Source organism: Mycobacterium sp. 852014-52144_SCH5372336, from assembly GCF_001665615.1.
GTDB classification, from domain to species: Bacteria; Actinomycetota; Actinomycetes; order Mycobacteriales; family Mycobacteriaceae; genus Mycobacterium; species Mycobacterium neumannii_A.
In genome coordinates, this window is the sequence record NZ_LZSW01000027.1 from 13,667 (window position 1) to 27,787 (window position 14,121).

The following is a 14,121-nucleotide window of genomic DNA, read 5'->3' on the forward strand; positions in this document are numbered from 1 at the left end:
GGGTCGATGTCCCCACTTGTTGATCGCCTAAGGGCCGCCGATCGTTGCATCATCGCGGCCGCCGCGGTGCTGATGATCTGCGTGGGCGCGTGCGGGACCGATCCCGGCTCGTCTCCTGCCGACCATTCCTCGTCCGAGGAACCCGCACAAGTCAACCCGGCGAGAATCGATCGCACGCGCAGTGCGCTGCCGGCCGGATACGAGGTGACCGACCTCGTCGGCCCCGTCGGCCCGATCACCGCGTGGGGATACGGTGCGCAGTGGACCACCGACCCCGAGCGATGTGCCGCGCTGGCCGACCCCGCCGCGGGCGCAACCCGCACCGACGGCTGGTCCGCGTCGGGGCCCGGCGGCATCGTCTACGCCGTCGTCGCCGCCGCGCCGGGAGAGCTCGACCCGTCGGTGGCCGACGAGTGCGCGCGCTGGACCATTGCGGGCGGACGCACGACGGGGACCGTCACGCTTGAACCCGCCCCGGCCATCGATGGGGCCTCGACCATCGCGATGGCGACGTCGAGCAGAACCGTCGTGGAAGGCGGCACTGAAACCCTGTCGCGCGCCGAGACCGTCACGGCTTACCTGGGTGACCATGTCGCCTTCGTCGCCGTCGTCACCGACCCCGGCTTGCCCAATCCTCAACTCGGTCCGGATTTCGCCGCCCACCTGTTGACCGAAACGGTGTCCGCGTTACGGGGCTGAGCCGTGGTTGCCCGGTACATTGTGCGGCGATGTCGAAGAGGACCATGGTCGCGGTGGCGTGCGCCGCTGCGCTCACCGCGTGTGGGAACGGCCAGCCGAGCGACGATTTGTCGCACGCCGACATAGGGCGCGTCAAGGATGTGCGGACCAGCTTCGGACCCGGCTTCAAGGTCACCGACGTCGGGCCGACCGGGATCGACCCGCGGTTGCTCGCACGCCAGGAACTGCCCGAGGGCGTGAAGTTCGAGCCATCCGACTGTGCGTCGTTCGCCAACCAGCAGATGGTCCCGGCGGGCGCCAAGGGCAATATGGCGGCGACGACGGCCGAGGGCGATGGCAACCGGTTCATCACGATCGCCGTCGAGACGTCCGAAACCGCGTCGGTCAACGCGCCTGCCGAGAACTGCCGCAAGGTCGGGTTCGCGGGCGGCGCGATGCGCGGGCTGGTCGAGGTCGTCGAGGCGCCGCAGATCGAGGGAGCACAGACGCTGGGAACTCACCGCGTGGTGCAGACGACGGTGGACGGTAAACCGCGCACCGGCGAGCTCTACAACTACCTCGCCAGCTTCGGTCCGTTCCTGGTGATCGTCACCGCGAACCCGTTGGTGCTGCCCGACAAACCCGTCGCGAAGGTCGACACGCAGCGCGCCCGCGACCTGTTGGTCGCGGCGGTGAACGCCGTCAGGGCCTAGCGCACATCGTGCGGACGGAACTGGATGCTGATCCGGACGCCCACGGGGCGCGTCGTCTTGGGGATCGCGTGCTCCCACGTGCGCTGGCACGACCCGCCCATCACGAGCAGGTCGCCGTGCGCATGTTGCAGCCTTAGCGACTTGCCCCCGCCGCGTGGTCGAAGCGCGAACGTTCTGGTCGCACCCAAGCCGATGATCGCGACCATGGTGTCTTCGGTGCTGCTGCGACCGACGGTGTCACCGTGCCAAGCCACGCTGTCGTTGCCGTCGCGGTACAGGCACAGCCCCGCGGTGGTGAACGGCTCGCCGAGTTCACCCGCGTAGGCGTCGTTGAGGCGACGCCGGAGTTGTTTGAGGCGTGGATGCGGCGGCGGGTCATCGACCAGGTTGTGGAAGCTGACCAGGCGCGGGACGTCGACGACGCGGTCGTACATCGGCCGGCGCTCCGCACGCCACGGGACGACCTCGGACAGCTCGGTGAACAACGAGTCGGCATCCTCCAACCACCCGGATCGAAAGTCGATCCAGGCCCCGTTGCCGAGATGGCGGCGTTCGGCGTGCTCGAACAGCGAGCTCTGCAGCGCCAGCTCCATGGCCGCGATTCTATCGCACAAGCGTTCGATGCATCAGAGCCGCACCGCACCGGGTCCTTGGTCGGCGAGGACATCTCCGGGGTTCGTCAGCGCGCATGTCTTCAGGCTCAGGCAGCCGCAACCGATGCAGCCGGTCAGGTTGTCGCGCAGGCGTTGCAGGTGCAGGATGCGGTCGTCGAGGTCTTGGCGCCAGCCCGCCGACAGCCTGGCCCAGTCCTTGCTCGTGGGCACCCTGTCGTCGGGCAGGCTGGCCAGTGCTTCCCGTATGCGGGACAAGGGGATTCCGAGCCGCTGTGACATCCGGATGAACGCGACACGGCGCAACGTCTCGCGGGCATAGCGACGCTGGTTTCCCGAGGTGCGTCTGCTGTGGATGAGGCCTTCGCGCTCGTAGAAGTGCAGCGCCGAGACCGCGACACCGCTGCGGGCGGACATCTCGCCGGGAGTCAGCTCGTGAATCAACTCCATAACATCAACCATAGTTGAGGTGGGGTTGCGGGTTACGGTGCTAGATGTGACGTTGGGCTGCGACTCCGAGGTGGGTCGGCTGACTGCGGCCATCCTGCACCGGCCCGGCGCCGAGTTGCAGCGGTTGACGCCGCGCAACAACGATGCGCTGTTGTTCGACGGGCTGCCGTGGGTGGCCAGGGCTCAGGCCGAACACGACGCGTTCGCCGCGTTGTTGGTCGAGCGGGGCGTCGAGGTGATGCTGCTGGCCGATCTGCTGACCGAGGCGTTGTCGCACAGTGGCGCGGCACGGATGCACGGAATCGCTGCGGCGGTCGATCCACGACGGCTGGGTCTGCCGCTGGCGCAGGAACTTTCGGCGTACCTCCGCGTGCTGGAGCCGGCACCGCTGGCCCATGTGCTGATGGCGGGTATGACGTTCAACGAGTTGCCGCTCTCGGGTGCGGAGCTGTCGCTGGTTCGGCGGATGCATCACGGGGGTGACTTCGTCATCGATCCGCTGCCGAATCTGTTGTTCACTCGCGACTCGTCGTTCTGGATCGGCCCGAGGGTGGCGATCACGTCGCTGGCGCTGCCGGCGCGTGTGCGCGAGACTTCGCTGACCGACGTGATTTACGCGCACCACCCGCGATTCCTCGGGGTTCGGCGGGCCTACGAATCGCGGTCGGCGCCGGTCGAGGGAGGAGACGTGCTGCTGCTCGCGCCTGGTGTGGTGGCGGTGGGGGTGGGGGAGCGGACCACACCCGCGGGTGCGGAAGCGTTGGCGCGCAGCCTCTTCGACGACGACCTCGCCCACACCGTGCTGGCGGTGCCGATCGCGCAGTCGCGAGCGCAGATGCATCTCGACACGGTGTGCACGATGGTCGACATCGACGCGGTGGTGATGTACCCGCCGGTTGTGGATTCGTTGTCGGCGTTCACAATTCATCGTGATGGGAACGGTGGAGTGTGCATCGACGACGAGGTGCCGTTCGTCGACGCCGCCGCGGCGGCGATGGGTATCGAACGGTTACGCGTCATCGCCACGGGGTTGGACCCGGTGACGGCCGAGCGTGAGCAGTGGGACGACGGCAACAACACGCTCGCACTCGCGCCGGGTGTGGTGGTCGCCTACGAGCGCAACGTCGAAACCAATGCGCGGTTGGCGGATGCCGGTATCGAGGTGCTGCCGATCCAGGCGTCCGAACTGGGCACCGGCCGCGGCGGCCCGCGGTGTATGTCGTGCCCGGCGGGTCGCGACCCGCTCTAGCATCTGCTGTTTCGCGAGACGTACACCAGGGCCGTCAGCTTGTCGGCTCTCACGACCCTGGTGTACGCCTCGCGAGCGGAGACCATCCGCGACGCTCAGCGGCTTCCCGTAGCCGGTGCAGCGTGAAGCCGCGGCTGTGCTCCTTGACCACATGGATGTCGAGCCAACCCTGCTTCTCGACCATCGCGTTGCGTCCGATGTCATGAACGAATCGAGGTCGGTCGGTCTGATGCTGCTCACCGTCATAGTCCAACGCGATCATCGGCTCGTCCCAACCCATGTCGAGGAAAGCCTCGGCGGCACCGTCGCAAACCCGGATCTGTGTGCGAGGCCGTGGATACCCTGCGTCCAGGACGAGGAGGCGCAGCCACGTCTCCTTCGGCGACTGAGCACCGCCGTCCATCAGGTCCAGTGCGATGCGAGCGCGCTTCATTCCCCGCCAACCGCGATACCGCTCGACGAGCGGCGCTACGTCGTCCACCTTCACGCCGGTCGCCGCCGCTAATGCGTCGAGGTGCCTTACGGCTAAGTCGCGGTTCAGGTGTCGAGCGAGATCCAGCGCTGTGCGAGCCGGCGTGGTGACTGCGAGTTCACCGATCGTGCAGATCTCATCCCAATCGATCCGTTCATTCCGAACGACCACACCTGATCTGAGTCGTTCGCGCGGGCCAATCAATTCGATTACCGTTTCGGGTGAGACCCATTGGGCTCCATGAAGTGAAGCCGCCGCTCGCCCGGCGACGATGCCCCGCCGATTGCTCCAGAGCCAAGCCGCGTGCGCCTTGAGCTGGAGCGATGGCAAGGCGGCCCGTGGCACGTATACGCGGGGGTGAACAGACCTGTAGCGCCAGCGTAGTTGGCTGCGGGTGAGGCCGCCCTCACGTAGTTCGTTGCCGAGAAATGCTCGTTCCATGCGTCGGATGCTGGGTGCGCGCACTGACAAATCGACCCACGATTCGCGATATCTACACCAGGGCTGTGGATAACTCGTCGACTGCGACCCTCGTGTGTGTTTCGCGAAAACAATTAGTGTCCGAGAGCCGACCAGCGTGGCTTCCGCGCCAAACTCTCAACGCCAGGACGGCAGCCAGATCTGCATGTTCCAGGTGTTCTGCGATATCGGGATGCCGGTCAGGATCGGGTACATCCACGCGAAGTTCGTCAGCACCAGTGCGACATAACAACTCACCGCGATCAGCCCGAGCGTTCGGCGTTCAGCGTTCTGGTTCGGCTTGTGCAAGATGTCGCCGAGAATCAACGCGATCATCATCACCAGGAACGGCGCCATCGTCGCCGCGTAGAAGAAGTACATCTGGCGGTCGATGCCGGCGAACCAGGGCAGGAAGCCCGCGCTGTAGCCCACCAGCGCGACGCCATAACGCCAGTCGCGCTTGACGAATGCCCGCCACACCGCCCAGCCCAGCACCGGCACCGCCAGGAACCACATCGCGGGCGTGCCGACCAGCATCACGGCCTTCACGCACGACTGCGCCCCGCACCCGGGCACGTCCTGGTTGTCGATCGCATAGAGCACCGGGCGCAACGACATCGGCCACGTCCACGGCTTCGATTCCCACGGGTGATGGTTTCCGTCGGCGTTGGTCAAGCCGGAGTGAAACCGGTACGCGGCATGCGTGTAGTGCCACAGCGAGCGCAACGCATCGGGGATCGGCAACACGCTGTCCGGGCCGATCGACTGCCCGACTTCATGGCGGTTGATGGCCGTCTCCGAGGCGAACCACGGCGTGTACGACGCGAGGTACACCCCGAACGGGATGAGCACCAGCGCGTACAGCGACGGCCCCAGATCGCGACGGAATGCACCCAGCCACGGTCGCGGGACGCGGTACTGACGGCGCGCGAGGATGTCGAAGACCATCGTCATGATGCCGAAGAACGCGATGAAGTAGACGCCCGACCACTTTGTGGCGCAGGCCAATCCGAGCAGCACCCCCGCCCCGAACCGCCACCACCGGACCCCGAGCCGCGGCCCCCACACCGTCTCGCCGATGCGGCCCTCCAACAGCGCGATATGCATGCGCTCACGCACCTGGTCCCGGTCGACGATCAGGCAACCGAACGCGGCCACCACGAACGTCACCAGGAACCCGTCGAGCAGAGCGGTCCGCGAGGCGACGAAGCTGACCCCGTCGGCGATCACCAGCAGCCCCGCGATGCCACCCACCAGCGTCGAACGGCTGATGCGTCGCGTGATCCGCGCGACCAGGACCACGACGATCACGCCGCACACGGCGCCGGAGAACCTCCAGCCCAGCCCGTTGTAGCCGAACAGCGCCTCGCCGATCGCGATCAACTGCTTGCCGAGCGGCGGGTGCACCACCAGGCCGTAGCCCGGGTTGTCCTCGACGCCGTGGTTGTGCAGCATCTGCCAGGCCTGCGGCGCGTAGTGCTTCTCGTCGAAGACGGGGGTACCGGCGTCGGTCGGCGATCCGAGATTGAGGAACCGCGTCACCGCGGCCAGCGCGCCGATCACGGCGGTCATCACCCAGCCCTGCAGCCGGTCGACCGGGCCGAAGTCGGCGGCGGGCACCTGCGGCGCGGGGCTGATGACCGGGACCGCGCGCGGCTCTTTGGTGGCGGGGGCGGTCACGAGAGCGATCGTAGGCTGTCGGCATGAGCCCCGGACGACTGCTCATCGGCGCCACGCCCCTGGGTCAGCCCTCCGACGCCTCGGCGCGGTTGGTCGGCGCGCTGGGCAGCGCCGACGTCATCGCCGCCGAGGACACCCGCCGGGTCCGCACGCTGGCCCAGTCGCTGGAGGTGAGGCTGACCGCGAAGGTGGTCAGCCTCTACGACCAGAACGAGGCGTCGCGGATCGCGGGCCTGCTCGACGGGATTCGGGCGGGCGCGTCGGTGCTGATGGTCAGCGACGCCGGGATGCCGCTGATCAGCGACCCCGGCTATCGCCTGGTGACGGCGTGCATCGAGGCAGGGCTCCCGGTCACCTGCCTGCCGGGCCCGTCGGCGGTGACCACGGCGCTGGCGGTCTCCGGGCTACCGGCCGAGAGGTTCTGCTTCGAGGGGTTTGCGCCCCGCAAGCAGACCGCCCGCAAGACGTGGCTGACGACGTTGGCGACCGAGCAGCGCACCTGTGTGTTCTTCGAGTCGCCCCGCCGGTTGGCCGGCACGCTCGCCGACGCGGTCGAGGTGCTCGGGCCGGACCGCCGCGCCGTGGTGTGCCGGGAGCTGACCAAAACGCACGAGGAGATCGTCCGGGGGCGGCTAGAGGAACTCGCCGATTGGGCGGCCGACGGGGTGCTCGGCGAGATCACCGTCGTGCTGGCCGGCGCCGTCCCGAAAGCGGACCTCGAGACCCTGGTGGCCGCGGTCCACAAGCTGGTCGACGACGGCGCGCGGGTCAAGGACGCCTGCGCCGACGTGGTCGCGGCGAATCCGGGCTCGCCGTCACGGCGTGAGCTCTACGACGCGGTGCTGCGGTCGCGCACGTGAGGCGATAATCGGTGCCGCCTTGTGCAGGCACTCCTCCCACTCGCAGTCCGGATCCGAGTCCGCGGTGATACCGCCGCCGACACCGAGCACCGCATTCCCCGACGCGTCGAACTCCACCGTCCGGATCGCCACGTTGAGTTCGCACCCCGCCACAGGAGACGTCAGTCCGACTGTGCCGCAATAGATTCCCCGCCTGACCGGCTCCCACTGCTCGAGCAGTTGGCGTGCCCGCGTCTTCGGTGTCCCCGTCACCGACGCCGGTGGGAACGTCGCGTCGAGCACCGTCGACATCGGCACGTCGACCGGCACGCGCGCGGACACTGTCGACACCAGATGCCACACGCCGGGGGCCGGCTGCACGACCAACAGTTCGGGCACGTTGACGGTGCCGACATCGGCGACGCGGCCCAGGTCGTTGCGCACGAGGTCGACGATCATGATGTTCTCGGCGACATCCTTGACCGAGCCGCGCAGCGCGTCCGGATCGGCCGAACGCGGCAGTGTGCCCTTGATCGGGCTCGACGCGATGTGCTCACCGCGCCTGCGCAGGAACAGTTCCGGCGACAACGACGCCACCGCCCCCCAGCTCCCCGCGAGGTACGCAGCACGCGCGGGCGACGTGCGGTGCACGGCGTCGGCGAAGAAGTCGAGTGGTGAGCCCTCGAGTCGGCCGCGGAACTGCGTGCACACGCACGCCTGGTAGACCTCCCCGGCGGCGATCGCATCGAGGCAGTCCAGCATCCCCCGGCGGTGCGCCCCGCGATCGGCTTCACCCCACTCGACGAGCGACGGCCGTGGCTCGACCGGCACCCGCAGCGCGTCAGCCACCCATCCGGGAAGCGTTGCGTCGGAGAGGCTTTCGAACCACCAACGCCCGTCACCGTCCTGGCGCAGCACGCAGTCCGACCAGCCGCCCGCAGCCTCGGGAATCCGCGGACCGAGACCGTCGGCCGCCGCATCCGGATACGACAGAAAACCGAACCAGCCGCCCCCGACCGCCTCGCCATCACCCGACCCGCAGGGAACGTCGAAGGCACGAGACGCGTCGACCGGCGCGACATCGACCGTCGGCGCGATGACCGCGCCCGAATCGAACCACTCGCCGATCACGGCGGCAGGCGGCGCCAGCCCGCGATCGGCGGCGGCGTATCCGACGGCGCGCAGAACCGCTGGGGCGCTGCCGAGGTCGCCGAGCAGGTCGATGCGCACCGACTCAGCTTGTCAGATGCTCCGCGTGACTTCCCGCGGGATCTCCACCCCGGTCAACTTGTCCGGGTTGCGCATCACGTAGAAGTGCGAGATCCGGCCCTCGGTGATCTCGAGGTTGATGAGCCCCTCGAAGTGGTCGCCCAGGTAGAGCTTGAGCGCGGGCGCGTGGTTGTACATCGCCGGTTCCACCCGGCCGGCCTCGCCCGCCACCCGCACCAGCCCGATGAGCACCCTGGCGACCTTGTCGGCACCGACCACCGGTCGCCGCGCCGCGCTGACCTTGCCCGCCGAGTCGGCGGTCCACTGGACGTCATCGGTCAGCATCTCGAGCAGCGCATCGACGTCACCGGAGGACGCGGCCGCGAAGAACCGCTCCGTGATCTCCATCGACACCTCGGGATCGACGGGCTCGAACCGCTTCCGCCGCGACTGCACGTGTTCGCGCGCGCGGTGCGCCATCTGCCGCACGGCGGCCGCCGACTTGCCCACCGCCTCGGCGATCTCGTCGTGTCCGAAACCGAACACCTCGCGCAACACGAACACCGCGCGCTCGTCCGGGCTCAGGGTCTCCAATACGACCAGCATCGCCATCGACACCGACTCGGCGAGAACGACATCCGATGACGGGTCGTGTGCGTCGAGCAGCAGCGGTTCGGGCAGCCACGGGCCGACGTACTCCTCGCGCCTTCGCGACTGTGCCCGCAGCGCGTTGAGTGACTGGCGGGTGACGAGCTGGGCGAGGTAGGCCTTGGTGTCGTGCACCTTGGCGAGGTCCACCTCGGCCCAGCGCAGGTAGCTCTCCTGCAGGACGTCGTCGGCTTCGGTTGCGCTGCCGGTGATCTCGTAGGCGATCGTGAACAGCAGCGGACGCAGCACCGTGAACCGTTCGGCGTGTTCGTCACCCGTGTCGCTCATCGGATCGCGGGCCTTTCACTCCGTGCCGACACCACCACGTGCCCGCGGCGCGGGTTCGTCTTCCAGGTGTAGGAGCCCGGCTTATCGGCCTCGCCGCGGATCCACTTCAGCGTCAAGCGGCACACCTGCTCTTTGACCAGGGCACCGGTGCGACCGCCGATGTACCAGCGACGTGGGGTGTCGTCGACGTCGGCGAACTGGAACGTACCTGCCTTGCGGCCCAGGCTGATGCACTGCCCGGCCATCGCGTGGTTCACCGAGGCGGGGTCCTGTCCGGCGAGCCGCGCCAGCACCGTGTTCGCGGCTTGCGCGCCGAGCGGAAGGGCGGCCTGGCAGCTCATGCGCCACGGCACGTCCGACGGTGAGGCCGCATCTCCGGCACCCACGATGCGCACGTCGTCGACACTGGTCAGCGTCTCGTCGGTGAGGAGCCGTCCGAGCTCGTCGGTGGCCAGGCCGCTGGCGGCGGCCAGACCCGGCACGCCGAATCCGGCGGTCCACACCGTCACCGCGCTCGGCACCTCGCGGCCGTCGGCCACCACGACCCGGTCGGCCGCGACTTCCGCGACGGCGCTGCCCTCGACGATGACCACGCCCAACTTGGCCAACCGCTTGGCCACCGATCGGCGCCCGCTGGCCGCCAGCGAAGGCCCGAGGACATCGGTCACCAACGTGACGGGGCGACCCGCCTCGGCCAGCTCTGCCGCGGTCTCGATTCCGGTCAACCCGCCGCCGACCACGACGACCGGCGCCGACTGCGGAACATCGGCCATCCGCGCGGTCAGCCGTTGCGCCTGCTCCAATTCACTGAGGGGGTAGGCGAATTCGTCGGCCCCCGGCACCGCCGCCGGAATGGTGCCCGTGCTGCCGACGGCGTACACCAGATAGTCGTAGGGCAACGACGCACCGGAGCTCAGCGTGACGGTGCGGGCGGCCGCGTCGATCCGGTCTGCTCCGTCGACGACGATCCGCACGGCGGGCGACAGCACGGCCGAGTAGTCGGCGACGGCGTCGTCGTTGCCGGCGACCAACTGGTGCAGGCGGATCCGTTCGACGAACTCGGCACGCGGGTTCACCAGCGTCACGCGGGCGTGCGGGGCGAGCCGATTGGCGGCCATCACACCGGCGTAACCGCCGCCGATCACAACGACGTGGGTGCTGGGCTCGGTCATCATGTCGATCTCCTCGGGTCATCCGGCCTGCCGCGCCCGCCGGGATGGCGGTTCGGCTCAGAGCCGGTCTGACCTCAAGACACCGGGCATCTCCGCAGTGTGACATCTCGAAGGCGAATGTGGCACAGGTCACTGCCGGCTGATGCTGCGGGGGGTCGTGATGCCCGCCAGCTTGTCCGGGTTGCGCATCGCGTACAGGTTCGTGATCTTGTCCTCGATCACCTCGAACACGAACAACCCCTCGAGGTGGTCGCCGGTGTAGACGACGACGGCGGGCGCACTGTTGTAGACGGCCGTCTCGAACCGGATCTCCGGCGTCTCCCTGGCCACCTCGAACAGCCGCGCCATCAGCGCGGCCACCCGGCGGGCGCCGACGACCGGCCTGCGGATCGCGGTGGCCTTGCCGCCGTGGTCCGCGGTCCAGGTGACGCCGGGCGACAACAGCGACATCAGGCCGTCGATGTCGCCGGTGGCCGCCGCGGCCAGGAACTGTTCGGTGATCTGCTCGGTTCGCTGTTCGTCCACCGGGCCGAAGCGGTTGCGCCGCGCGTGAACGTGTTCGCGGGCGCGGTGCGCCATCTGGCGCACGGTCGACGCGGATCTGCCCACCGCGCCCGCGATCTCGTCGTACTCGAAGCCGAACACCTCACGCAGCACGAACACCGCGCGCTCGTCGGGGGTCAGCGTCTCGAGCAGCACCAGCATCGCCATCGACACCGATTCGGCCAGCACGACATCAGAGGACGCATCGCGTGACTCGAGTAGCAGCGGCTCCGGTAGCCACGGACCGATGTACTCCTCGCGGCGACGTGACCTGGCGCGCAGCGCGTTGAGTGCCTCGCGGGTCACCAACTGCGCCAGATACGACTTCGTGTCGCGCACGGTGCTCAGATCGACGTCGGCCCAGCGGAGATAGCTGTCCTGCAGCACATCGTCGGATTCGGTTGCGCTGCCCAGGATCTCGTAGGCGATCGTGAACAGCAGCGGCCGAAGGACGGTGAACCGCTCGGCATGGTCTCCCGGTGTGGTGGTCACCTCTTCGTGACCACCTTCGCAACGGGAACCGGCTGTTGGGGACGGGGGCCGCCCTTGAGCCAGAACGTCCAAGCCGGCTTGCGGGCCGAGCGGCGCATCGCCCACAGGGTGCCCTTGCAGACCGCCTCTTTGAACTTGGCGACGGCCCGACCCGCGAAATAGATGTCCACCGTGGTGTCGTCCTTGCGGGTGAATTGCAGCGTCGCGGTGCGGCGCCCCAGGCTGATGCAGGATCCGGCGTACGCGTACTCGAATGCGGCGGGCGTCGTGCCCGCGATGCGGCTCAGCACGGTGTTCGCCGCCTGCGGAGCGAGTTGCGTTGCCGTGGCACAGCACATCCGCAGCGGCTGATCTGACGGAGCCGCACAGTCACCGGCCGCGACGATACGCTCGTCGTCCACGCTCGTCAGTGTCTCGTCGGTGATGAGGCGACCAATTGCGTCGGTACGCAGTCCGCTCGCCGCCGCGAGTTCAGGAACACCGAACCCGGCGGTCCAGACGGTGATCGCACTCGGACGCACCGCTCCGTCGGCGAAAACCACCGCGCCGGCGCGTACCTCGGTGACCACGTCGGCCTCCATGACCGTCACGCCGAGCTTGGCAAGCGCCTTGGCGGTGGAGCGTCGGCCAGGTTCGGACAGCGACGGTCCCAGGCGCCCGCCGCAGACCAGCGTCACGTTGCGGCCCTGTTCGGCGAGTTCCGAGGCGGTCTCGATGCCCGTCAGGCCTGCGCCCACGACGGTGACGGGGGCGGCGGGATGCAACCGCTCCAGTGCGGTGCGCAGTCGCTGTGCCTGCTCGAATTCCGCTATCGGGTAGGCGAACTCGGCCGCACCGGGGATGGTTTCCGGCACCGTGCCGGTGCTGCCGACGGCGTAGATGACGTAGTCGTAGTCGAGTTCGCGCCCGGACGCCAGGCGCACGGTGCGTGCGGCGGTGTCGATGCGCGTCGCGGTGTCGACGACGAGCCGGATGCCTTCGCCGAGCAGCGTGCCGTAGTCGACTCCGGCGTCGTAACCGGCGGCTACCAGCTGGTGGAGCCGAATCCGTTCGACGAACTTCGGCCTGGGGTTGACCACTGTGACGTCGACGTCGTCGCGCGTCCGCAGGTGGTTGGCCGCCAGGATTCCGGAGTAGCCGCCGCCGAGGACGACGACGCGGGTGTGGGCGGTGGAGTCTGTGCGTGCGATGAAATCAGTCATGCCCTCTAGACACCGGCCGGCGCCGGGACGTGACAGTTTGTGATGCGCGTCACATACGACGTCAGACCAGGCCCAGTGCCAGCATCGCGTCGGCGACCCGGATGAACCCCGCGATGTTCGCGCCTGCCACGTAGTTGCCGGGTTGGCCGTACTCCTCGGCGGTGACCAGGCAGCGGTTGTGGATCCGCCGCATGATCTGCTCCAGGCGCTGTTCGGTTTCGACGAACGTCCACGAGTCCCGCGAGGCGTTCTGCTGCATCTCCAAGGCGCTGGTGGCGACGCCGCCGGCGTTGGCCGCCTTGCCCGGTGCGAACGTCACGCCCGCGTTGGCGAAGTGCTTGAGCGCGGTTGGTGAGCACGGCATGTTCGCGCCTTCGGCGACGACGCGGCACCCGTTCTCGATCAATGCCAGCGCTTCGTCGCCGTTGATCTCGTTCTGTGTGGCGCACGGTATCGCGATCTCACACGGAACGTCCCAGACGTTGCGGTCGGCGACGAACTCCGCTGTGCCACCGCGCATCTCGACGTAGTCGGCGATCCGGCCGCGGCGCACCTCCTTGATCTCCTTGAGGACGTCGAGGTCGATGCCCTTCTCGTCGACGACGTAGCCGCTCGAATCCGAACACGCGACCACGGTGCCGCCCAGTTCCTGGATCTTCTCGATCGCGTAGATCGCCACGTTGCCCGAACCGGACACCACGGCGCGCTTGCCCTCGAACGTGTCGTTATTGGCCTTGAGGATCTCGTTGACGAAGAAGACCGTCCCGTAGCCCGTGGCCTCGGTGCGGACCTGGGAACCACCCCACGTCAGTCCCTTGCCCGTGAGGGTGCCCGACTCGTAGCGGTTGGTGATCCGCTTGTATTGGCCGAACAGGTAACCGATTTCACGCGTGCCCACGCCGGCGTCACCGGCGGGTACGTCGGTGTACTCACCGAGGTGGCGGTACAACTCGGTCATGAACGACTGGCAGAACCGCATGATCTCGCTGTCGGAGCGGCCCTTGGGGTCGAAGTCGGCGCCGCCCTTGCCGCCGCCGATCGGCATTCCGGTCAGCGAGTTCTTGAAGATTTGTTCGAAGCCCAGGAACTTGACGATTCCGAGGTACACCGACGGATGGAACCGCAGGCCGCCCTTAAACGGCCCCAGCGCGGAGTTGAACTCGACGCGGAAGCCGCGGTTGATCTGCACGGTGCCGCGGTCGTCGACCCAGGGCACCCGGAAGATGATCTGGCGTTCGGGTTCGCACAGCCGCCGGATGACCTCGGAGTCGACGTATTCGGGGTGCTTCTCCACCACCGGTCCGAGGCTGTTGAGCACCTCGTAGACGGATTGATGGAATTCGGTCTCGCCTGCGTTGCGTTTGGCGACCTCTTCGTAGAGGTCGTGCAGTTTCTCGTGTAGTCCGTTCACTTTTC

The 14,121-nt window shown here is 68.1% G+C and carries 14 protein-coding genes; 4 read left to right on the top strand and 10 right to left on the bottom strand.

Translation table 11 applies throughout. The features are described 5' to 3' along the window. Window positions 1-6 precede the first annotated feature (6 nt). Both A5759_RS05045 and A5759_RS05050 read left to right on the top strand, forming a co-directional pair. Complete coding sequence (locus A5759_RS05045) at window positions 7-699, top strand: DUF5642 family protein (protein ID WP_197505959.1); 693 nt, start codon at window positions 7-9, stop codon at window positions 697-699. A gap of 29 nt (window positions 700-728) precedes the next feature. Then, the gene (locus tag A5759_RS05050; protein ID WP_068194685.1) at window positions 729-1,391 is read left to right on the top strand and encodes a DUF5642 family protein; all 663 of its coding nucleotides are present in this window, start codon (window positions 729-731) and stop codon (window positions 1,389-1,391) included. On the opposite strand, the gene A5759_RS05055 is transcribed toward A5759_RS05050, so the two are convergent. Next, the gene (locus tag A5759_RS05055) at window positions 1,388-1,984 is read right to left on the bottom strand and encodes an alpha-ketoglutarate-dependent dioxygenase AlkB (protein WP_068194688.1); all 597 of its coding nucleotides are present in this window, start codon (window positions 1,982-1,984) and stop codon (window positions 1,388-1,390) included. The two genes, A5759_RS05050 and A5759_RS05055, sit on opposite strands and share 4 nt — an antisense overlap. Before the next feature lie 33 nt (window positions 1,985-2,017). Next, on the bottom strand, window positions 2,018-2,452 hold the full coding sequence (soxR, locus tag A5759_RS05060) for a redox-sensitive transcriptional activator SoxR (RefSeq protein ID WP_068194691.1): 435 nt from the start codon (window positions 2,450-2,452) through the stop codon (window positions 2,018-2,020). 37 nt (window positions 2,453-2,489) lie between these two features. Between soxR and arcA the strand changes: the two genes are divergently transcribed. After that, window positions 2,490-3,701: an arginine deiminase gene (gene arcA / locus A5759_RS05065; RefSeq protein WP_156616818.1), complete on the top strand. Its 1,212-nt coding sequence runs from the start codon at window positions 2,490-2,492 to the stop codon at window positions 3,699-3,701. A gap of 49 nt (window positions 3,702-3,750) precedes the next feature. Here arcA and A5759_RS05070 read toward each other — a convergent pair whose 3' ends face one another. Continuing rightward, window positions 3,751-4,614, bottom strand: coding sequence for a type IV toxin-antitoxin system AbiEi family antitoxin (locus A5759_RS05070; RefSeq protein WP_068194696.1), 864 nt, complete (start codon window positions 4,612-4,614; stop codon window positions 3,751-3,753). A gap of 156 nt (window positions 4,615-4,770) precedes the next feature. Further along, on the bottom strand, window positions 4,771-6,312 hold the full coding sequence (locus A5759_RS05075) for a dolichyl-phosphate-mannose--protein mannosyltransferase (RefSeq protein WP_068194699.1): 1,542 nt from the start codon (window positions 6,310-6,312) through the stop codon (window positions 4,771-4,773). 23 nt (window positions 6,313-6,335) lie between these two features. On the opposite strand from A5759_RS05075, the gene rsmI reads away from it, so the two are divergent. Continuing rightward, window positions 6,336-7,172 (top strand): 16S rRNA (cytidine(1402)-2'-O)-methyltransferase, encoded by an 837-nt coding sequence (gene rsmI / locus A5759_RS05080; protein ID WP_068194703.1) that lies wholly within the window; start codon window positions 6,336-6,338, stop codon window positions 7,170-7,172. On the opposite strand, the gene A5759_RS05085 is transcribed toward rsmI, so the two are convergent. The 6 genes from A5759_RS05085 to gdhA form a co-directional block, all read right to left on the bottom strand. Beyond that, window positions 7,128-8,381: an aminodeoxychorismate synthase component I gene (locus tag A5759_RS05085; RefSeq protein WP_068194706.1), complete on the bottom strand. Its 1,254-nt coding sequence runs from the start codon at window positions 8,379-8,381 to the stop codon at window positions 7,128-7,130. The genes rsmI and A5759_RS05085 overlap by 45 nt on opposite strands. Before the next feature lie 12 nt (window positions 8,382-8,393). Then, the gene (locus A5759_RS05090; RefSeq protein ID WP_068194709.1) at window positions 8,394-9,296 is read right to left on the bottom strand and encodes an RNA polymerase sigma-70 factor; all 903 of its coding nucleotides are present in this window, start codon (window positions 9,294-9,296) and stop codon (window positions 8,394-8,396) included. Beyond that, window positions 9,293-10,468, bottom strand: coding sequence for an NAD(P)/FAD-dependent oxidoreductase (locus A5759_RS05095; RefSeq protein ID WP_068194864.1), 1,176 nt, complete (start codon window positions 10,466-10,468; stop codon window positions 9,293-9,295). Before A5759_RS05095 ends, A5759_RS05090 begins: the two co-directional genes overlap by 4 nt. Before the next feature lie 129 nt (window positions 10,469-10,597). After that, a complete protein-coding gene (gene sigJ, locus A5759_RS05100) occupies window positions 10,598-11,503 on the bottom strand; it encodes an RNA polymerase sigma factor SigJ (RefSeq protein ID WP_066845973.1) in 906 nt (301 codons plus the stop codon). Further along, entirely contained in the window at window positions 11,500-12,705 is a 1,206-nt protein-coding gene (locus tag A5759_RS05105) for an NAD(P)/FAD-dependent oxidoreductase (RefSeq protein WP_068194712.1), read from the bottom strand. Before A5759_RS05105 ends, sigJ begins: the two co-directional genes overlap by 4 nt. A gap of 61 nt (window positions 12,706-12,766) precedes the next feature. Next, a complete protein-coding gene (gene gdhA / locus A5759_RS05110; RefSeq protein ID WP_064399548.1) occupies window positions 12,767-14,116 on the bottom strand; it encodes an NADP-specific glutamate dehydrogenase in 1,350 nt (449 codons plus the stop codon). Window positions 14,117-14,121: the final 5 nt, after the last annotated feature.

Coding starts and splice junctions, on each gene's coding strand:
- A5759_RS05050 (WP_068194685.1), top strand. CDS start 729: ATGTCGAAGAGGACCATGGTCGCGGTGGCGTGCGCCGCTGCGCTCACC.
- A5759_RS05045 (WP_197505959.1), top strand. CDS start 7: ATGTCCCCACTTGTTGATCGCCTAAGGGCCGCCGATCGTTGCATCATC.
- A5759_RS05070 (WP_068194696.1), bottom strand. CDS start 4,614: ATGGAACGAGCATTTCTCGGCAACGAACTACGTGAGGGCGGCCTCACC.
- A5759_RS05055 (WP_068194688.1), bottom strand. CDS start 1,984: ATGGAGCTGGCGCTGCAGAGCTCGCTGTTCGAGCACGCCGAACGCCGC.
- A5759_RS05090 (WP_068194709.1), bottom strand. CDS start 9,296: ATGAGCGACACGGGTGACGAACACGCCGAACGGTTCACGGTGCTGCGT.
- rsmI (WP_068194703.1), top strand. CDS start 6,336: ATGAGCCCCGGACGACTGCTCATCGGCGCCACGCCCCTGGGTCAGCCC.
- A5759_RS05095 (WP_068194864.1), bottom strand. CDS start 10,468: ATGACCGAGCCCAGCACCCACGTCGTTGTGATCGGCGGCGGTTACGCC.
- soxR (WP_068194691.1), bottom strand. CDS start 2,452: ATGGAGTTGATTCACGAGCTGACTCCCGGCGAGATGTCCGCCCGCAGC.
- A5759_RS05105 (WP_068194712.1), bottom strand. CDS start 12,705: ATGACTGATTTCATCGCACGCACAGACTCCACCGCCCACACCCGCGTC.